Genomic DNA, 18,413 nt, shown 5'->3' with positions numbered 1-18,413 from the left:
CGGGGTATCCTCCGACCCGTCTCTGATGTGGGTCCGGGGGGAAGACACCCTCGTCCCCGGGACACCTCGGTGCAGCAGTGAACCCCGGCGATCTCATCCAGTCTCGCTACCGGCTCGTGAAGATCCTGGGCCGAGGCGCCAGCGGGTCGGTGTGGGCCGCCAAGAACGAGCTCATCGACCGTGACGTGGCGCTCAAGGTGATGCGCCCCGAGGTGGCCGAGGACGCCGTCGCGCTCCAGCGCTTCTTCAACGAGGCGAAGGCGAGCGGGCGCGTGCGGAGCCCCAGCATCGTCGAGATCCTCGATCTCGGTCAGGCGGAGGACGGCTCGCCGTTCCTCGTGTTCGAGCTGCTCGTCGGCGAGGGGCTCGACGAGTGGCTGCGGCGCGAGCACACGATCGAGCCGGAGACGCTGGTCGAGATCTTCATCGGCCTCGCGCGGGCGCTCGACATGGCCCATCAGCAGGGGATCATCCACCGCGACCTGAAGCCCGCGAACCTCTACGTGCACCGCAACCACCTGGGTGAGCTCGTGGGGAAGATCCTTGATTTCGGGATCAGCAAGGTGCTGGAGAAGGAGCACAACTTCGCGCTGACCCACACGGGCTGCGTCGTCGGCTCGCCGGCCTACATGTCGCCCGAGCAGGCCGCGGGGCGCGAGGACCTGGACGGCCGCGCCGACCTCTGGTCGCTGGGCGTCGTCCTGCACGAGGCGTTGACCGGGACGCTCCCGCACGAGGCGCCGAACTACAACGCGCTCATGGTCCGCATCCTGAGCAAGGACTGCGATCCGATCGCCTCGCGCAAGCCGGGGCTCCCGCCGCGCCTCTGCCGCGTCGTCGACGCCTGCCTGCAGCGCGAGCGCGACGATCGGATCGCCTCGGCGGGCGTGCTCGCGAAGGAGCTCGAGGCCGTGCTCCGCGAGCTGCGCGCCGCGCGCTTCCGGGGACAGAAGGGGCGGCGCGCCTCGGACGTCGTGCTGGGCGACAAGCTCAGCCTCGCGCCGGAGAGCGCCGCGATGCGCGGCGGCGGCGCGGCGGGGACGCTGGGGCGGCTCGTGCAGCACGGAAGGCGGCTGCCGCCGGCCATGCTCGTCGCGGCGGGGTTCGGGGTCGTGGTCTGGGCGATGGTGCTCGTGCTCCTCGGCAGGTACTGGAGCCGCTGAGCGAGCGACGAGCCTCGGCGGCGCGCTCGTCCCAGCCCAGGGCTCGCCTCTACGCTCCTCGGGCGCGGCCACAAGACCACGGCGGATGGACGGCTGCTTGCGACGGTGGGCATCGGTGCCCCATGTTGTTTCTCCTGGGGCCGCCATGCGCGCTCGAAGCGGGCATTTCCCGGAAAGGACGCAACTCGATGGACAATCACCGCACCCACGAAGCGCACGCTCATGTTCACGGGCAGGGATGTGGACATCAGGCGCTGCGGCACGAGGGCCACGTCGATTACCTGCACGACGGACACCTGCATCACCCGCACGGCGATCATTTCGACGAGCACGTGCTCCCGGTCGGCAACGACAACCCCGACGCGTGCACGCCGAGCCACGCCTGCGCGGATCACGCGAAGGCGCACACGCACGGGGAAGGCTGCGGCCACGAGGCCGTGCCCCACGGCGATCATTTCGATTACCTCGTCGGCGGGCACCTCCACCGCCCGCACGGCGATCACTGCGATCATCACGGGGCGGTCCAGCTCGGATGATCGCCGCGCCGCGCCGGATGCGCGTGCGCATCCGGCGCGTGCGGCTCCGCCGGGCTGGGCGCAGGGGCGCCGCCGGTGCCGAGCATGTTGCCGAACCACGCGCGCGGTCCGAGCCTCGTGAAGCTCCAGAGCAGGAGCGCGCCGAGCGCCGCCGCGCAGGCCCATTCGACGGCGGCGTGCTCTCCGGCTGCGAGGTCGTGGAGGTCCGGGACCACGGCGCCGGGGACGAGCGCGTTCGCGACGAGGCCGACAACGACGGCGAAGGCGACGCTGAAGAGCGCGAAGGCGGCGGCGGCGCGCGCGCCGAGCGACCGCTTCAGCATGGCGAGCAACGCGACGCTGGTCGCGGGCCCTACCAGGAGGAATGCGAGCGCCGCGCCGACCGAGAACCCCTTGTGGATCATCACGGCGGCGAGCGGCGTCGCGCCTTGCGCGCACATGTAGACCGGCACCGCGATGAGGGCGCTCACCACGATGTCGGCCGGCGCTCCGAGCGCGCGCGCCGCGTCCGGCTCGATCGTCGCCTCGAGGACGGCGGCGAGCACGAGGCCGCCGAGGTACCACGCGGCCACGCGATCGAGCGCAGGACCGACGGCCTCGACGGCGGCCGCACGGAGTCGCGCGCCCGGCGACGCGGCAACGCCCGAGGCGGGGGGCGCGCTGCGGCGCAGCGCCGCGCCGGGCGACCCGGCTACCCTGGCGACGAGGAGCGCGACCAGCACGGCGAGGAGCGCGCTGCCGGCGACGCGCACCGCGGTGAGCGGCAGGCCGAGCAGCCGCAGCGAGAGCAGCGCGGCGCCGCCGTGCGGCTGTCCGACCGCGAGACGCGGGAAGAACGCGTGCATGAGCCCCGCCGCAGCGAGCCCCGCGAGCATGGCGGGCGCCGTCTCGACGAACAGCGGGACCAGCGACTCGGCCATCGACAGCTCGGACGCGTGGGCATGCGTGAAGAAGCTCTCCGGGCTGGGGAGCGCGAGCGCGACGCACAGGCCCGAGACGAAGGCGACGGCGCTCGCGGTCCGCGCCGTCCGGCTCCGGGGCGGCGCCTCGTGCGTGTGGACGACGAGCCGCAGGAGGACGCCGAGGCCGAACGCGACGAACACCTCGAACGATTCGTGGGGGAGGCTCTCCATGAGGCGCTGGCCGAGGAGGGCGCCGAGCAGCGTGAGCAGCCCGAGGAGACCGAGGCGCAGGGCGAGCTGCCGCCAGCCCCAGGCGGGCAGGAAGCGCGCCGCGAGGGACAGGCCCTCGGGGAGCCGGTGCACGAGGACGGCGCTCGCGAAGAGCACCCCGTCCGCGCCGCCGTCGGCCGCGGACGCGGCCAGCGCGAGCGCGGCGCCGTCGAGCAGCCCGTGCACGGCGAGCGCCGAGAACGCGATCTCCCGCCCCAGGACCTCGCCGGTGTCGCGCCGCCGGTGCTCCGTGAGCGAGAGCGCCATGTACCCGAGCGCCGTCCAGAGGACCGCCTGCGCCCCGATCTCCTCGACCGCGTGCGGGAGATGGCGCGCGAGGACCAGGGCGGGGACGAGCCCGAGCGTCAGCCCGTCGAGCGCTGACGTCGGCAGCGCCCGGCGTCGGCCGAGCGCCACGAGGAGCGGCCCCGTGGCGAGGCCGGCGATCGACAAGGCGACGACGAGCGCGAGCATGGGCCGGTGGGCTATGCCCGAGCCCCGGACCCTAATCAACATCAAATTGATGTTGCAATCGAGGTGCGAACAGCCGTCGCATCCCCGCGGGGCGACGCGTCTTCGCGCGGCTCAGAGGGACCCGCGGCGCAGGCGGCTCGCGGCTCAGGCTGCCCAGCGGTTCAGGGCTGCCGCGCTGCGCCGGTGGCCCCGTGGCTCAGGGCTGAACGCACCGGTCGCAGCGACCCTTGATCTGGATCTGGAGGCCCTTGCGGCGCAGCGCGCGGGGAGCGCCGCGCGCCGCCTTGATCTCGATGCTCTCGTCGGGGAGGCAGAGCACATCTCCGCACGTGTCGCACATGAAGTGCGGGTGCTCGTTCGTCGCGTGGTCGCCGGTGCCCTCGCGCAGCTCGAACCGCCAGAGGTGGTCGCCCATGTCGGTGCGGCGCACGAGCCCCGCGTTCGTGAGATCGATCAGGTTCCGGTAGATGGTGGCGCGATCCCACCCCTTGGGGGCGAGCTCGGCCGCGAGCTCGGCGTGGCTGACGGGCGTCCGCGTGCGGCCGAGGCTGTGCAGCACGGCGATGCGCGGCGAGGTGGCTCGCAGGCCGGTCGCCCGGATCTGCTCGCGGAGCTGCTCCGCGGACTGACCTGCTTTCGAACGCGCCATGCGAGACATCTACCGTCGCCAGGACAGTACTGCAATCAGGATGCACGGAGCTCGCCGGCCGCGCGCCCCGGGACGGCCGCGGGGGGTAAGTGAGATCGCTCGACCGCCGCCGCCTCGCCGCGCCGCCCGTCGCGCGGCGAGGCCGCCGCCGAGCGCCCTCCGGGCCGGTAGGAGCTCGCCGCTCTCCCGCCCGGACCACGGGCACGCGTGCGCCGCGCGGCCCGGAGCGCGCCGGCGCAGCGAGCGCGGCCGTCGGATTACGCTGAGTAATGGGGCAGATGGCGAGTTGGATAACCTCGCGCGCCTCGATTCGACCATGGCTCAAACTGCACAGGCCAGGCGGATGAGCCTCGATACGGCGTTCCTCAGCTCAGAGGGCTTCTCGAAACCTGGATGAGCCCCTCGAGCCTGCTTCTGAATGCGCAGAGGACATGGAAAACAGGCGGAACGGCCAGCGTCCTGGTCGTTATCTGGCCTCGAGTCGAGGGCCGCTCGGCCAGCGTTGATCTCGCCGTGTGCTCCATAATGGAGCGATCGCTCCATGTTGGAGCAGCCGGCGTGTCGGCTCCGCGCACGCCGTTGCGCCGCGTCATCGCGGCGCGCGCCCCGAGGCACCAGCCGGCGTTCGACGAGATGACGCAAGACGACCAAGACGTGGAATCTCGCCTTGTCGCCTTGAGTGGAATCAGCCCTTTTGGAATTGAATTGATTGTCAACGTGGATATATATTCCCGCTTCCTTTGCGGGGCCTGTGAACAAGGAGAATGTCCATGCGAGCTCGGACGTGTGCGGAGGTACTTGCCTTAGTCTTGATCGCTGCCTTGAGTGCCGCCGCGTGCAACGGCGACCCCTCGACCCCGGCGGAGGAGGAAGAACCGGTCGTCGCCGACGTCGAGCCCGAGCAGGTGGAGGCGGCCCCGGCTCCCCTGCGGCGCAGCTGCGCGACCGTCGAGCTGAGCGAGGTTGAACGGGACGCCGTCGACCAGTTCGTTCGCAGCAAGGCGGCGGTCGGGTTCACCGTGCAGACGGACGTCGAGATCCCCGTGCACGTCCACGTCATCAACAAGGGAACGAGCACCTCGAACGGCAACGTGCCCCAGGCCAGGATCGAGGAGCAGATCGACGTGCTCAACGAGGCTTACGCGAGCACCCGCTTCCGCTTCGTCCTGGCCTCGGTGGACCGGACGACGAACGCGACCTGGTACACCATGAAGCTCGGCTCCGCGGCCGAGCGGCAAGCCAAGTCGGCGCTTCGCATGGGTGGTCCCGACCACCTCAACCTCTACACGGCCAACCCGGGCGGCGGTCTACTCGGCTGGGCGACGTTCCCCTCGAGCTACACGGCCAACCCGAGCGACGACGGCGTCGTCCTGCTCCACTCCTCGTTGCCCGGCGGCGCCGCGGCGCCGTACAACGAGGGAGATACGGGGACGCATGAGGTCGGTCACTGGCTCGGCCTCTACCACACCTTCCAGGGCGGCTGCAGCAAGACCAATGACGGGGTCGACGACACGTCGGCTGAGCGCAGCGCCGCGTACGGTTGCCCGATGAACCGGGACACCTGCAGGGGCGGTGGGTTCGACCCGATCCGGAACTTCATGAATTATACCGACGACGCCTGCATGGATTCGTTTACTTCGGGGCAGGTCGATCGCATGTCGGCGTTCTGGGATACATATCGTTGATCGGTAGATGATGTGGGGGCGCAGCCGGCGAGCGGCGGGCAACTCCGCCGCTCGCCGGCCGGCGAGGCGTGTCCGTCAGACGACGATCACGTCGACTTGACCTGCGCCCGGCGCTCGAAGCTCGGGCTCTCGGCGAGGATGCGAGGCGCGGGCTCGGCCTGCGGCGGGGCCGCGCTCGAGTCCCGGTCGCCCTGCGCGAGGCGCTGCTGACGACGGGTGCCGGCCTGGACGCCGAAGTACACGCCGAGGAACGTCACGAGGCCCCAGCCGAGCAGGGCGACGGCGACGAGGCCGGTCTGGCGAGAGGCGTCGCTCCCGAGCTGGCTCATCTCCTCCATCGGCGCCGACAGCTTGCTCACCTCCTGCATCGGCTCGCGCAGCGTCGCGACCTGCTCCATCGGCTGCTTCAGCCCGGCGACGTCGCGCATCGGAGCGTTCAGCGCCGCGACGTCGCGCATCGGAGCGTTCAGCGCCGCGACGTCCTCGAGCGGGCCGCGGATGCCCGCGAGGCTCTCGTTCATTGCGGCGATCGTGGCCTTCATCTCGCTCAGCCGGTCCATCGACTGCTCGAGGCTCGCGGTCTCGCGCAGGCTCCGCTGCATCGCGTCCATCGACCCCTTGAGCTCGGCCAGCCGCTCCATCGCCGCCTGCATCTCGGCGACCTTCTCCATCGGCTGGCGCAGGTCGGCCAGCCGATCGAGGCTCTCCTGCGACTCGCGCAGCGCCTGATTCGAATCCTCGATCGTCGACCGCGTGCGCCTCATCTCCTCGGTGGTCGCCTGGATGGAGCGCGTGTTCGTGTCGACCATCGTCGCCATGCCGCAGCCCGTCGACGCGAGAACGAGCAGCGTTACCGGCGCAATCTGGCGGATCCTTTCCCAATGCATATGCGATCGTTGGTTCCTCGGAGGCATTGCGTCAACGTGCATTTGACGCGGTGCGCTGAAATATGACATAGCCGTGTCCGGGGGGTGAGGCGCTGTGGGATGCTGCGCGTGTCACGCCCGCGCTGCGCGGCGCGTCCTCGCACGGCGCTGCGAAATGCCGGTGTCGATCCGGCGGACGTTGGCGCGCCGATCGCTGGAAGGGCGAAGCCGAGTGCGCAGCGAGGAGGAGCGCGGCGCCCCCAGCGCCGCTGTCCGGAGCTTCAACGCAGGCGAGGGGCATCTCATGCCGGCCCGGCGGCGCGTCAGGGAGCGCCCCGCGGCGGCCGCGCGCGGGCGAGGGCGCTCACCGCGCCGATCGGCCAGGACGGGGCGCGCCGGCGCGGAGGACGAGCGCGGCGAGGGCCGCGAGCGCGGCGGCGGCGAGCCAGGCAGGCGGGCCGAAGGCCCGGGTCCCCACGGCGAGGGCGCCGTCGACCCACGTGACGTCGAGCAGGGAGCCGCGCAGGCCCGCGCCCGCGAGCGCGATGAAGCTCGCGTGGGCGGCGATGGGCGCGAACGCGCCGCGGCCGCGCAGGAAGAGCGCCGCAGCGAGCGCGCCGAGCGCGGACGTGAGGGCGAAGCTCGACGCTGTCGCGCCCGGGGCGAGCCCGAGGGCGGCGCCGTGCGCGAGGACGGAGAAGGCGAACGCGTGGCGGCTCGAGACGCCGGCGCGCGCCGCGGCGGCGAACGGAATGCCCGTGAGCAGGAGCTCGTCGCGGACGGCGAGGGCGATGGCGCGCGCCACGGCGAAGCCGAAGCTCACCGAGGGCTCCCCGGCGTCGACGGTCGCCCAGCCGAGGACGACGGAGACGCCGAGCGTCAGCAGCACGGCGAGCGCGCTCAGCGCCGCGCCGAGCCCGACGCGGCGGGCGATGCGCGCGCGGTGGCCCGGGCCCTCCGGCTCCAGCGGGTCGGTCCACGGAACGCCCGCCCGCGACGCGACAAGGTCGGCGACGACGGCGCCGGCGAGCGCCGCCGCGAGCGGGCTCGACGACAGGAGCACGGCGACGATCTGCAGGGCCGCGGCGAGGCCGACGAGCCAGGCCGCGCCGAGCGCGAGCTCGAGCAGGCGGCGCTGCGGCCCCGGGCGATCAGGCCGGGGAGCGCCTCCTTCCGCGGCGTTCAGTGGAGCGTGTGCCACTGGCCGTTGTGCTCCACCTTCGGGACGTCCGTGTCGCCGTCCGCCTCGCTGCGATGACGGGCGCCCAGGGTGGCCACGAGCTGGGCCGTGGACGGGCGCGTGGTCCGCTGGCGCATCTCCGCCGCCTCGCGCGCGGCGCGGAGCCGCCGGCGCGGCGCGGGAGGCGGCGGCGACCTCCGGGCGCGGAACCGGCGCACGGCCAGCCTGCCCGCCACGAGCAGCCCGATCGCCAGCAGCGAGCCCGCCAGCACCGGGACGAAGCCGTAGCGGCGCGCGACGTCGGCGCGCCACGCGAGCTCGATCTCGCGGCCGGTGGAGGCATACGCGGCCTCGAGCGCGCCCGCGAGCGGGGAGCCGGCGCGCACCTGATCGAGGGCGTGCGCGAAGAGCGGGCGGCGCTCGCCGTCGACGAGGAAGCGGACGACGTCGGCCGACTGCGCGCGCGCCAGGGATCCGGCCGTGTCGCCGGCGCCCGTCAGGTTCGTCTCGAGCGCGTCGAGCGGGAGGAGGCCGCCCCTCAGCGCGGCGACGGAGAGCCTCTGCGCGCGGCGAGCGACGCCGTCGCCGGCCGCGTGAGCGGCGAACCCCTCGTGGAACCAGCGCGGCACCAGGGCGCCGCCCGTGGCCTCGTCGAGGGCGAGGTGCGCGAGCGCGTGACGGAAGGCGCTCTCGAGATCGGGCGCCTCGACGCCGAGCCGCGGAGCGTCGCTCAGGACGGCGAGCCGGAGCGCGCCGAAGGAGACAGCGGTCGCGGGGCCCGCGATGCCTCCGGGGATGAGGCCGTCGAGCTCGGCAAGGGAGGCCGCGATCCGGACCTTCACCGGAGCGACAAGCGCCTCGCGGCCGAGCAGGGCGCCGAGCTCGGCGCGGACGGCGTCGGCACGGGCGATCAAGGGGCGGACGCGATCGCGGGTCGACGGGTGGTAGGCAAACTCGATCCAGTCGAGATCCTGGGTGTGGTACTCCGGCGGGGGCGGCGGGACGGGAGCAGCGGCACCGCCGTCGCCCGTCGCGGCGGGCGCGTCGTAGACGCGGGGCGCGGCGCCGGCGACACGCCTGGGCGCGGCGACGAGCGCGAGACACAGGAGCGCGGCGAGCCGCAGCCCCAACGCCGCCGAGCTGCGCCGGCAGGAGCGCGTCATGGAGCGATCCGAGCCCGGAGACGCACGGTCTCGCCGTCGCCCTCGCCCGTCTGGGAGAGCACGAGCACCACGATCCCGGTCGCGACGACGCCCGCGAGCGGACCCCAGAACCAGGGAGAGCTCCACATCGAGCGTCGCTCCGGCGAGCCCTGGTCGCCCGCCGGCGCCGTCAGGTCGACGCCCGCGCGGGGGCCCACCGGGCCGCGTCGCGACGGTGCGTGGGCGGGCGCGAGCGGCGCCGCGGCGCGACCGGTCGCGCCTGCCCGGCGCTCCTCCCCGGCGAGCAGCGCGCGGACGGCCGCGCCCGCACCCGGCCAGTCGAACGCCGCTCCGGCGGGGGCGGCCGCGCCTTCCGCGGTGCGCTGGACCGTCGCGCCGAGCTCGAGCGGCGCGTAGCTCGCGCCCGCGACCCGGAGCACGCGGGCCACGGGGTGGCCGTGCGCCGTCGTCACCGCCACGACGAGCGCCGCGCCCGCGCTCGCGCCGAGCGACGCGAGCAGGCCGCGCGCGACCGGCTCGGACTCGGCACGCCCGGCGGAGCGGCGCACCTCCGCGAGCTCCCTCACGGAGGCCGGCGCGTCGGGCCGCGGCGGATCGCCGGCGAGCACCTGCGCGGTCGCCTCGTCGATCGGCGGGCGTAGCGCGGGATCGTGGTAGAGCGCGCGCGCGAGCGCTCGAGCGGCCTCGGAGCTCGCGTCGTCCACCGCCACCACGACGGCGCCGCGCAGGGTCGACCGGGGCGCGGCGGCGCCCGGCGGAGCGTCCGCCGCCGCCGCGCCGCGCTCGAGCGGATCGCGCGGAGCCTGCGCCGCGGCGGCGTTGCCGGGAGGCGGCTCCGTGGCCTGCGCCGGCGCGGCCGCCAGGCCGAGCGCCAGCGCGACGAGGCCCGGGGCAGCCGGCGGACAGCGGGACATGCGTTTACGGTACGAAGGCCGCGGGCGAGCGTCAAACGGCGCGCGGCGCGGCGTCACGTCACAGCCAGCCGTGCTCGCGGTACCAGGCGACCGCCCGGCGCGTCCCCTCGGCCCAGCCCACCTGGGGCTCCCATCCGAGCTCCCTGCGGGCGTCGCCCGAGTCGCAGACCCAGTGCGACGCGGCGAGCTCGTTCAGCTTGTCGCGCGTCAGCATCACGGGCTTGCCGGTGAGGCGGCCGATCCCCTCGCTCGCGAGCGCGGCGCCGCGCACGAGCGAGAACGGCATGCCGACGCGGACGAGCGCCCGCGCGCCGAGCGCCGCCTCGACGTGCGCCAGCATGTCGCGCCACACGTACACGCGGCCGTCGTCGATGAAGTAAGCCCGGCCGCTCGGCACGTCGGCCTCGAGCGCCCGGATGCACGCGGCGGCCGCGTCCGAGGCGTAGATGACGCTGAGCGTGTTCCTGCCGTCGCCGAGCATCGGGAGGAAGCGGCGCGCGACGCTCTGGAAGAACGCGAACGACTCCTGGTCGCGCGGGCCGTAGATCATCGGCGGGCGCACGACGACCACGGGCAGCGCGTCCTTCTCGGCGAGGACCAGCCGCTCGGCCTCGAGCTTCGAGCGCCCGTAGCGCGTCACCGGGGCCGGGCGCGCGTCGGCGGCGACGGGGCGCCCGTCGAGGCTCGGGCCGACGGCGGCGAGGCTCGAGACGAACACGAGGCGCTTCATGGACGGCGCCGCCTTCGCCGCGTCGAGCAGGTTCCGCGTGCCGCCGACGTTGACCCGGAAGAACTCCGCCTCGTCGCGCGCCTTGACCAGCCCGGCCGAGTGCACGATCGCGTCGACGCCGGGCGCGTCGACGACCGCGCGGCGGACGCTCTCCGCGTCCTCGATGGCGCCGTACGCGAGCTCGACCCCGCGCAGCGACGACAGGAACTTCGTGTTGGACGAGCGCCGCACGAGGGCCACGACGCCGTGCCCCTTCTGCACGAGCTGCTCGGCGACGTGCGAGCCGAGGAACCCGCTCGCGCCCGTGACCAGCACCTTCATCGATCCGCTCCTTCGGCTCCGGCGCCCCGATCGATCAGAGCGCCCGCTCGTAGAGCCGGTACCTCTTGTAGAGCCGGCCGCCCATCAGCCGGATGCCCGCGTTGATGGCGGCGTTGTCCTCGAGCGTCCACCCGAGCTCGCCGCCCTTCATGCCGAGCAGGTGCGCCGCCCGGTTCATCTCGACGTAGAGGAATGCGCTGAGCCCGGCGTAGCGCCGCACGTGGCGCCACTTCTTGCGGATGCCGAGCACGACGAGGCGCCCGCTCTTCGGCCCGCGCACGCGCAGCCGCCACAGCAGCTTGAAGATCCCACCCGGCAGGAGCTCGCCGTGGAAGTCCCGGATCAGCTCGTTCAGGTCGGGCAGCCCGAGCGACACGGCGGCCGGCTCGCCGTCGATGAACGTGATCTTCGTGAGCTCGGGCATCAGGATGAGCCGCACGTCCTTCGCCCACTTGACCAGCTCCTTCTCGGTCATCGGCACGAAGCCCCAGTTGTCGCTCCAGGCGTCGTTGAAGACGTCCAGGACGATCCGGATGTCGTGGAGCAGGTCCTTCGGGTCGCCGCAGCGCGTGTGCACCTCCGGCATCGCCAGCACCTCGGCGTGGGCCCTCTGCGCGCGGGGCGGGACATCGCCGACCTCGTAGCGCCACCCGTAGAGGTCCTTCACCTTCTCGAGCCCCGCCTGCTCGATGAGCCGGCCCTGGTGCGGCCGGTGGTGGGCCATCATCAGCACCGGCGGGTGGTCGAACCCCTCGACGAGGCAGCCGGCTTCCTCGTTGATCGAGAGCGAGTACGGGCCCCGCATGCGCTTCATCCCGCGCGCGCGCAGCCAGCCCGCCGCCTCGGCGAGCAGCGCCTGCCCCGTCTCCGCGTCGTCGATCGTATCGAAGAAGCCGAACGCGCCCGTCTCGTCGCGGTGGATCCGGAGGTGCTCGTGATCGACCTGCGCGGTGATCCGGCCGGCCGGCCGGCCGTCCTTGTACGCCACCCACGCCGTCCCCTCGGCGTGCTCGAAGAAGGGGTTCTTCTTCTTGTCGAGCCGATCGGCGATGTCCAAGTCGAGCGGGCGGATATAGTTGGGCTCACCCTCGTAGACGGTGTCGACCACGTTCAGGAAGTCCTTGAGGACCTTCTTGTCGCCCTTCCGGAGCTCGCGGATCTCGATGGCCATACGGCGCAAGCCCGTACCTTCCGGGACGCGGCGCCGCAAGGGGCTCGCGCGGGCTCTGGCCGGCGCTGATCGCTGCGCGCCGCGCGCGCGGAGCCGGTAAGCTCTCCCGGAGGGCGGCTGTCCGGCCCCCCGGCAACTCAGGTGGACGCTGCATGATGACCCCGAAGGAGTTCCAGAGGCAGTTCAAGCGGCTGCTGATGAGCCGCGTCGAGGGCATGGACTGGGAGGACAAGCTGGCCCGGGTCCGTCAGTACCTGCGGCAGCTCGAGGCGCGCCAGAGCCCGGAGGAGGAGTCGGCCGAGCTCTCGCCGTCGCTGGAGCTCATCCCGTTCGAGCCCGGCAAGCGGCCTGTCGACGAGGCGCTTTATCCCGGGCACGGGTGCAGCGAGCGCGCCGGCTGCATCAACACCGCGGGCGACCCGTCGGAGCTCGGCGACGAGGTGTGGCTGCTCTACCGGCTGCGCGACATTTACGCGTTCGTCGCCCCCTTCGAGCGGCCGTTCGAGGTGACCCTGTCGGCGTGGTTCCTCCCGGCGACCCCCGGCGAAGGCGAGCCGTGCCCCGTGCCCGGCATCATGGATCTGCCGCTCAGCCCGCAGATCGTCTCGACGTCGTCCTACCCCGTCCCGATGCTCGAGCCCGCCCCGTGGAACTCGTTCCATCAGACCGTCTACGTCGCCACCATCGTGCCGGCGCGGCAGCTCATGCCGCACCCCCCCGGCGAGGAGACCGGCGGCGGCTATCACTGGGTCGACCTGCCCGAGTCGTTCCGGCGGCGCATCCCCGACGGCGCCGATCCGTTCACGCTCGCGAGCCTGTTCCGGCAGCAGCTCCGCGTCGAGATCCGGCTCAGCGAGGCGGGCAGGACGGTCTCCTCCGAGACGACGGACGTCGAGATCTTCGACACCGGCCGCTTCGGCTCGCTCTACACGCGCCTGCTCGACCGGCTCGTCAAGGCGGACACGGAGATCCAGCAGCAGGCGCTCGGGATCGACGAGCTGCACGTCGGCTACCACCCGTGGTTCCCCGTGCTGACCATCGGCATGGACAAGGCCCTCCTGTACCTCCGGGCCATCCATCAGGACCTCGAGCAGCACCGGCGCAACCTCCCCGATCCCCGCTGGCTGCTCCGGGTCGGGCTCTACCTCGAGCTCCTCACGTGCATCGGCATCTTCGAGGCGGTGAAGGACCAGTACCCGGACATGCTCTCGCCGGGGGAGCGCGATGCCTTCGAGAACGGCGCGGCGTTCGCGCCCATCCGCGCGGCGATCGACGTCGCGGCGTGGAAGGAGGTCTGGGACATGCGGCACATCGCGCCGCGCGCCGCCGGCTTCTTCGCGGCCGGGCCGGTGAGCCTGACGAACCTGATGCGCAAGCAGAAGGCCACGCTCACCTTCCTGCACGCCCACCACGCGGACCTGCAGAAGGCGATCGAGCTCGCGGGCCCCAACCTGTGGAACGCGCAGGAGACCTGGCACCGCGTGTTCCGCGACGCGGAGCGGGCGGTGCTCAAGAACAGCGTGCTCGCGTTCCCGGAGCTCGCGCACCTCGACCCGCGGTGGCGCGACTTCGCGCTCTGGCACCAGCGCGGCGACGTGCGGCTGTTCGGGCTCAGCCTCATGCCCGAGGCGCTGACCGCGCTCTTCGGCGATCAGGACGGCATCTTCCCCGCGGCGTGCCGGCAGTACCGGAAGTCGATGAACGACGTGGCCCGCTGGGCCGCCGAGCGGAACCTCATGGATTACACGGGCGACGAGTGCATCCCGCGGAACGCGAGCCTGCTCGAGGCGTACATGGAGAAGAACCCGTCGCTGCTCGCCGCGCTGCAGCGGCGCGACGGTCACGGGGCCGCGTCGTCGATCGATGTCGACGAGCCGAGCAAGGCCGAGCGCGGGGTGAGCGCCGAGGACATCATGACGCTGCTCCGGAGGGCGCCGGTCTTCAAGCCGCTGCTCGATCGCGAGCTCCGCAAGCTCGCCACGAAGGTGCGCCGGGTGGAGTACGGCCCGCTCGACCGGGTCGTGCTGCAGGGGCAGCGGGACTCGTCGATGTTCGTCGTCGCGTCCGGCGTGGTCGAGGTCCTGGTGCGGCACACCGACGGGCAGGACTCGACGGTCGCCGCGCTCGAGAAGGGCGCCGTCTTCGGCGAGTTCGCGCTGCTCACGGGCGAGGAGCGCACCGCGACGGTGCGCGCCGTCGACGAGGTGGTGCTCTACCAGATCACGAAGGAGGCGCTGCAGCCGATCATCGAGGCGCGCCCGCAGCTCGTGATCGAGCTCAGCTTGCTCATGGCCTCGCGCCAGGCCCACCTGCGCGACGCGGCCGAGCGCTACAACGAGGCCGAGGAGAAGGTGCGGAGCCTCGCCGGGCGCATCCGGCGGTTCGTCCTCGGCTGAGCGCGGAGCCCTTCGCGCCCGGGCCGGGGGCGCTCAGCCCTTCAGGAGCCACGCGAGGGCGTCGGCCTCCGCGGTGAAGAACGAGTACTCGGGCAGCCCCATGGCGGCCGACAGGCGGGAGATCTGCATCTTCGAGAGCGCGCTGTTCACGAGGTTCGCCGCCTTGCGCATGCCGTGCTCGACCGCGTAGGCCATGGTCTGCTCGACGTACGGGCTCACGTCGGGCTTCTGCGGCGGGAAGTCCGCGATGTCGGCGAGCACGTACCAGGGCTTGCCGAGGTGGAGCAGCGTCGAGGCCTTCTGGCGGAAGTCGTCGAGGTACGCCTTGCCCTCGTCGACATCCCAGAACCCCCAGACCTTCACGTAGAGGACCCCCGTCACCGTGTCGGCCCGGACGTGGAACCGCCGCTGCGCGGCGCGCTCGCGCCGCGACGCAGGATCGGACTTCCTCGACGGCTCACCCGTCGAGACGCTCGTCCGGCTCGGCGCCTCCGACGGTCGGGACCGGGGCTCCGGGAACCTCGACACGGGCGGCGGCGAGGGCGGGGGGCGGCGCGACGGCGGCGTCGTGGACGGCTCGGGCGCGGTGACGGTCGGCACGTCGGCGAAGCGCCCCGACTTGCCGGGCCGCGAGGGCTGCGTCGGGTCGGTGGGGCTCGGGTTCACGCTCGGGCTCGGAGCGGGCGGCGGCGCGTCCGGCAGGAGCACGACGCGCGACGCCCGCGGGAGCGGCACGTCGAGCGCGACGGCGAGCGCGCTCACCGCGGTGGACGCGCGATCGAAGCGGTCCTCGGGCCTGAGCGCCGTCATCTTGAAGAACCAGCCGTCGAACGCGCTCGGCAGCGCGGCGGAGCGGCGGCGCGCTGCGCGAGCGCTGGGCGCCTCCATCGCCCCGCGCAGGAGCTCGGCCGCGAGCAGGTACGGGGACGGGGTCGCCTCGGCCTCCTGGGCCCAGTACGACTCGCCGACGAGGAGCGCGTACGCGACGTGCCCGAGCGCGTAGATATCGGCGCGCGGACCGACGTTGCGCTCGGCCCGGAGCTGCTCGGGCGCCATGTACACGGGCGTGCCGAGCATCTGCCGGGTCAGCGTGGAGGCATGGTGCTGCTCGATGACCTTGGCGATCCCGAAGTCGAGGATCTTCACGCACGGCGAGCCGTCGTCGCGGACCGTGACGAACAGGTTGTCCGGCTTGAGATCGCGATGGACGATGTTCGCCGCGTGCGTCTTGTCGAGCGCGAGCGCGGCCTGGAACAGGTAGATGGCGACGTCCTCGGCGGGGAGGGAGCCGCGCTTCTTGAGGAGGCCGCCGAGCTCCTCGCCGCGGAGCAGCTCCATGACGATGAACGGCGTGCCGGTCTCGTCGTCGATGCCGGCGTCCGAGGTCCTGACGATGTGGTCGCTCTCGATGATGCCGGTGATGCGGGCCTCGAGGGCGAAGCGGGCGCGCAGCTCCTCGCTGTCGAGGAGGCTGGGCAGCATCACCTTGAGCGCGCGGCGCGCCGCGGTGACGTCGTCCATCACCTCGTAGACGGCGCCCATGCCGCCCGCCTTGATGACGCGCAGCACCTGGTAGCGGTCGCGGAACCGGGTATTCGACTGCAACAGACCGGGCGAGGAGCTCATCCTGCGGCCCTCGATTCAGACATGGTCTGGAAGACGCTATCAGCGCCGCTTCCCGCGTCGCAAGGCGCACGGGTAGGGGAACGTGCTCACCGCTGGATCGCGCCGCCGGCGGCCTCGCCTTCGACCCGAGCGGCGAGGTCGAGGAGCGGCCCCAGCGCGCTCCAGAGCGCGCGGACGTCCTGGAAGCGCTCCTCCGGGACGACGGCGAGCGCCCGGGCCACCCAGGCGTCGATCTCGGGCGGCAGGTCGGGCCGGAGGGCGTACAGGCTCGGCCGGGGGCCGCGCGCGGCGGCGAGCAGGATGTCGACCCGGCTCGCCCCGGAGAACGGCACGCGGCCCGCGAGCACGCGGAAGAGCACCGCGCCGAGGGAGTAGATGTCGATCCGGTGGTCGATCTCCTGGGGCCGGCCCTTCCAGACCTCGGGCGCGATGTAGCTGGGCGAACCGGGGATCGCCCCCTCGCGGGTGAGGGGGTCGGCCTGCATGACCTTGACAAGCCCGAAATCAAGCAAGCGTACGCCTCCCCGGGCCGCTGCGCCGGGATCGGCCGGCGACCCGCCGCCGGCGCCGTGGTCCGCAGGACGGATCGGGTCGCCAGCAGGAGAGAGAGCGTGGTTGATGTGATTTGGGTTACTTTTTTGGCGAGACGAGGAGGGCGGACCGCTTGCGTCGCTGTCCAGGACGAAGATGTTCGCGGGCTTCAGATCGCGGTGGACGATGCCGCGGGCGTGCGCGGCGTCGAGCGTGTCGATGATCGGGCAGAACAGCTCCTGGAGCCGGGCGAGCGGGAGCCGCTGGTCCTGCGCCTCGAGCCGGCGCAGGGTCGTCTCGAGGTCGCTGCCCCTCAGGAACTCCATCACGATGAAGAGCGTGCCGTCGGGTGCCTCGCAGAAGGCGAAGACCTGTGTCGCGCTGGTGCCGGACAGCGTGCCCATGGCGCTGGCCTCGCGCCGCATGCGGGCTTTCAGGGCGGGATCGCTGGAGAACTCGGGCCTGAGGTACTTGACCGCGACGTGCGTGCCGGTCTGCTGGTCCAGGGCGCGGTAGACGACGCCATGGCCTCCCTGGCCGACCACCTCGATCAGCTTGTATCGGCCGTCGATCACGTCGTCGATGTCGTGGTCCATCGGCAGTCCTCGCTGTTCCGAGCGCGCTGCGCCAGCATGCCCGCGGAACGAGCTCAGGTTGTAGCCGCTCCGGCGCCCTCGCGGTAGGGACGGTTGGGCGCCGGCCTCGGCTGGCGGCCGGGCGCGGGGAGGGTGGGCGCGCGGGGAGGGGAGGGCAAGGCTGCTGGGGAGGGCGAGCCTGCTGGGGATGCTGGGGAGCTGGGGAGGGCGAGCGCGCTGGGGAGAGCTGGGGAGGGCGAGCCTGATGGGCAGGGCGAGCGCGCGGGTGGTGGCCTGATTTGCCCCGGAGTGATTCACATGAAGGCGAGAAGGTGGGAAGATCATTGATCTCTTCTTCCCGCCTTCATGTTCAAACCCGGCCACCACCGGCGCGCGGGAGGAGGGGCAATGCGACAGGGGCATCGCGCGCGGGCTCAGGCGTCTTCACCAGGAGTGACGGAACTCATCTGATGGTCGCTGCAAGTCGTTACGTCGAATTCACGGATTTGGCTGTGTTTGCCTGATGATGACCTGTTCGCTGTCGGCGCCCTGAGGGCGGGTCTCGCGCGGGGATGGAGAGGAGATAAAGAACGCCGACGGTCGCCGGCGTCCTTTGGCTTCAAGAAAGAGAGGCCTGGTGGTGGCGCTCCTTGGTCATGGTGGACATGCCCATTCTCATGGGCATCCCGCCGCACATCATCATCATCATGGGCATCCCGGCGGACATCATCCTGGTCATGGCCTCGCTGCGCTCCTTGAGCATGTCCACGGACATGCCCTCGGCCGGCATCAACTTGCAGGTCATGCCGTCCTTCGTCATCTCACAGGACATCTTGCGTTCATCCACTGCGCGCGCCGGGTGAGTGAAGGCGCCCTCCCCGAGGACAATCGCGTTCTCCGAGGCCGTGAGCGCCGCCGACGACCCGCATGAACCGCCTGCACCTGCCGCGGTGCGCGCGTGCGAGCGACGGGACTCGCTTGAGCCTGCCGCAAGCGCTCCGACCGGTCCACCCGCCGCGAAGCCGCCGGAACCGGGAGAGGCTTGCCCATCGCTCGGTGGAGAGAGCGCGCGAAGGTGCCCTCCGACGCGAGCCAGCAGGACTTCTGAGAGTCTTGCTTCACGCTTGACCGGCGTGGGACTTTGGGGCTTCATGTGTCACCATGCGCCGCGCTCCGCCTTCTCTTCCCCTCGTTCGCGTCATCCGCGTGCTGGCCCTGGGTGCCCTCCTGGGCACTGCTTCGTGCGCTCAGGTCCTGGGCC

Annotated in this window: 15 protein-coding genes; 5 read left to right on the top strand and 10 right to left on the bottom strand. The window is 72.4% G+C overall.

The genetic code is table 11. The features are described from left to right. The first annotated feature begins 77 nt into the window (after positions 1-77). Both WMF28_RS35765 and WMF28_RS35760 read left to right on the top strand, forming a co-directional pair. Entirely contained in the window at positions 78-1,163 is a 1,086-nt protein-coding gene (locus WMF28_RS35765; RefSeq protein ID WP_437598014.1) for a serine/threonine-protein kinase, read from the top strand. Between the two features lie 188 nt (positions 1,164-1,351). Then, a complete protein-coding gene (locus tag WMF28_RS35760; RefSeq protein WP_437598013.1) occupies positions 1,352-1,699 on the top strand; it encodes a hypothetical protein in 348 nt (115 codons plus the stop codon). On the opposite strand, the gene WMF28_RS35755 is transcribed toward WMF28_RS35760, so the two are convergent. Further along, positions 1,675-3,345 (bottom strand): permease, encoded by a 1,671-nt coding sequence (locus WMF28_RS35755; RefSeq protein ID WP_437598012.1) that lies wholly within the window; start codon positions 3,343-3,345, stop codon positions 1,675-1,677. The two genes, WMF28_RS35760 and WMF28_RS35755, sit on opposite strands and share 25 nt — an antisense overlap. A gap of 196 nt (positions 3,346-3,541) precedes the next feature. Further along, positions 3,542-3,994 (bottom strand): Fur family transcriptional regulator, encoded by a 453-nt coding sequence (locus WMF28_RS35750; RefSeq protein ID WP_437598011.1) that lies wholly within the window; start codon positions 3,992-3,994, stop codon positions 3,542-3,544. A 770-nt stretch (positions 3,995-4,764) separates the two neighbouring features. On the opposite strand from WMF28_RS35750, the gene WMF28_RS35745 reads away from it, so the two are divergent. After that, a complete protein-coding gene (locus tag WMF28_RS35745; RefSeq protein ID WP_437598010.1) occupies positions 4,765-5,679 on the top strand; it encodes a zinc metalloprotease in 915 nt (304 codons plus the stop codon). 86 nt (positions 5,680-5,765) lie between these two features. On the opposite strand, the gene WMF28_RS35740 is transcribed toward WMF28_RS35745, so the two are convergent. From WMF28_RS35740 to WMF28_RS35715, 6 genes are all read right to left on the bottom strand, one after another. Further along, positions 5,766-6,566: a hypothetical protein gene (locus WMF28_RS35740; protein WP_437598009.1), complete on the bottom strand. Its 801-nt coding sequence runs from the start codon at positions 6,564-6,566 to the stop codon at positions 5,766-5,768. Positions 6,567-6,909: 343 nt separating this feature from the next. Continuing rightward, a complete protein-coding gene (locus tag WMF28_RS35735; protein WP_437598008.1) occupies positions 6,910-7,746 on the bottom strand; it encodes a type II CAAX prenyl endopeptidase Rce1 family protein in 837 nt (278 codons plus the stop codon). Beyond that, complete coding sequence (locus tag WMF28_RS35730; RefSeq protein ID WP_437598007.1) at positions 7,728-8,888, bottom strand: peptidase MA family metallohydrolase; 1,161 nt, start codon at positions 8,886-8,888, stop codon at positions 7,728-7,730. Before WMF28_RS35730 ends, WMF28_RS35735 begins: the two co-directional genes overlap by 19 nt. Then, a complete protein-coding gene (locus WMF28_RS35725; RefSeq protein WP_437598005.1) occupies positions 8,885-9,802 on the bottom strand; it encodes a hypothetical protein in 918 nt (305 codons plus the stop codon). Before WMF28_RS35725 ends, WMF28_RS35730 begins: the two co-directional genes overlap by 4 nt. A 58-nt stretch (positions 9,803-9,860) precedes the next feature. Then, positions 9,861-10,853: an NAD-dependent epimerase/dehydratase family protein gene (locus WMF28_RS35720; RefSeq protein WP_437598004.1), complete on the bottom strand. Its 993-nt coding sequence runs from the start codon at positions 10,851-10,853 to the stop codon at positions 9,861-9,863. Between the two features lie 34 nt (positions 10,854-10,887). After that, positions 10,888-12,024, bottom strand: coding sequence for a hypothetical protein (locus WMF28_RS35715; RefSeq protein WP_437598003.1), 1,137 nt, complete (start codon positions 12,022-12,024; stop codon positions 10,888-10,890). Positions 12,025-12,176: 152 nt separating this feature from the next. Between WMF28_RS35715 and WMF28_RS35710 the strand changes: the two genes are divergently transcribed. Next, positions 12,177-14,420: a cyclic nucleotide-binding domain-containing protein gene (locus tag WMF28_RS35710; RefSeq protein ID WP_437598002.1), complete on the top strand. Its 2,244-nt coding sequence runs from the start codon at positions 12,177-12,179 to the stop codon at positions 14,418-14,420. A gap of 33 nt (positions 14,421-14,453) precedes the next feature. Here WMF28_RS35710 and WMF28_RS35705 read toward each other — a convergent pair whose 3' ends face one another. Together WMF28_RS35705 and WMF28_RS35700 are read right to left on the bottom strand one after the other, a co-directional pair. Then, positions 14,454-16,046 carry a serine/threonine-protein kinase gene (locus WMF28_RS35705; RefSeq protein ID WP_437598001.1) on the bottom strand — a complete coding sequence of 531 codons (1,593 nt, stop codon included), beginning with the start codon at positions 16,044-16,046 and terminating at the stop codon, positions 14,454-14,456. Between the two features lie 86 nt (positions 16,047-16,132). Next, positions 16,133-17,173, bottom strand: coding sequence for a serine/threonine-protein kinase (locus WMF28_RS35700; protein WP_437598000.1), 1,041 nt, complete (start codon positions 17,171-17,173; stop codon positions 16,133-16,135). Positions 17,174-17,808: 635 nt separating this feature from the next. On the opposite strand from WMF28_RS35700, the gene WMF28_RS35695 reads away from it, so the two are divergent. Beyond that, positions 17,809-18,015 carry a hypothetical protein gene (locus tag WMF28_RS35695; protein ID WP_437597999.1) on the top strand — a complete coding sequence of 69 codons (207 nt, stop codon included), beginning with the start codon at positions 17,809-17,811 and terminating at the stop codon, positions 18,013-18,015. Positions 18,016-18,413 lie beyond the last annotated feature (398 nt).

The organism is Sorangium sp. So ce590 (genome assembly GCF_051521365.1).
Taxonomy (GTDB): domain Bacteria; phylum Myxococcota_A; class Polyangia; order Polyangiales; family Polyangiaceae; genus Sorangium.
The sequence above is the reverse complement of the archived record's forward strand: the minus strand, read 5'-3'. Positions and strand labels throughout refer to the sequence as shown.

Excerpts from the sequence above, each read along its gene's own strand:
- WMF28_RS35720 (WP_437598004.1), bottom strand. The coding sequence starts at position 10,853 with ATGAAGGTGCTGGTCACGGGCGCGAGCGGGTTCCTCGGCTCGCACGTC.
- WMF28_RS35750 (WP_437598011.1), bottom strand. The coding sequence starts at position 3,994 with ATGGCGCGTTCGAAAGCAGGTCAGTCCGCGGAGCAGCTCCGCGAGCAG.
- WMF28_RS35695 (WP_437597999.1), top strand. The coding sequence starts at position 17,809 with ATGGTGGACATGCCCATTCTCATGGGCATCCCGCCGCACATCATCATC.
- WMF28_RS35715 (WP_437598003.1), bottom strand. The coding sequence starts at position 12,024 with ATGGCCATCGAGATCCGCGAGCTCCGGAAGGGCGACAAGAAGGTCCTC.
- WMF28_RS35760 (WP_437598013.1), top strand. The coding sequence starts at position 1,352 with ATGGACAATCACCGCACCCACGAAGCGCACGCTCATGTTCACGGGCAG.
- WMF28_RS35730 (WP_437598007.1), bottom strand. The coding sequence starts at position 8,888 with ATGACGCGCTCCTGCCGGCGCAGCTCGGCGGCGTTGGGGCTGCGGCTC.
- WMF28_RS35740 (WP_437598009.1), bottom strand. The coding sequence starts at position 6,566 with ATGCATTGGGAAAGGATCCGCCAGATTGCGCCGGTAACGCTGCTCGTT.
- WMF28_RS35710 (WP_437598002.1), top strand. The coding sequence starts at position 12,177 with ATGATGACCCCGAAGGAGTTCCAGAGGCAGTTCAAGCGGCTGCTGATG.
- WMF28_RS35745 (WP_437598010.1), top strand. The coding sequence starts at position 4,765 with ATGCGAGCTCGGACGTGTGCGGAGGTACTTGCCTTAGTCTTGATCGCT.
- WMF28_RS35700 (WP_437598000.1), bottom strand. The coding sequence starts at position 17,173 with ATGGACCACGACATCGACGACGTGATCGACGGCCGATACAAGCTGATC.
- WMF28_RS35755 (WP_437598012.1), bottom strand. The coding sequence starts at position 3,345 with ATGCTCGCGCTCGTCGTCGCCTTGTCGATCGCCGGCCTCGCCACGGGG.
- WMF28_RS35705 (WP_437598001.1), bottom strand. The coding sequence starts at position 16,046 with ATGAGCTCCTCGCCCGGTCTGTTGCAGTCGAATACCCGGTTCCGCGAC.
- WMF28_RS35725 (WP_437598005.1), bottom strand. The coding sequence starts at position 9,802 with ATGTCCCGCTGTCCGCCGGCTGCCCCGGGCCTCGTCGCGCTGGCGCTC.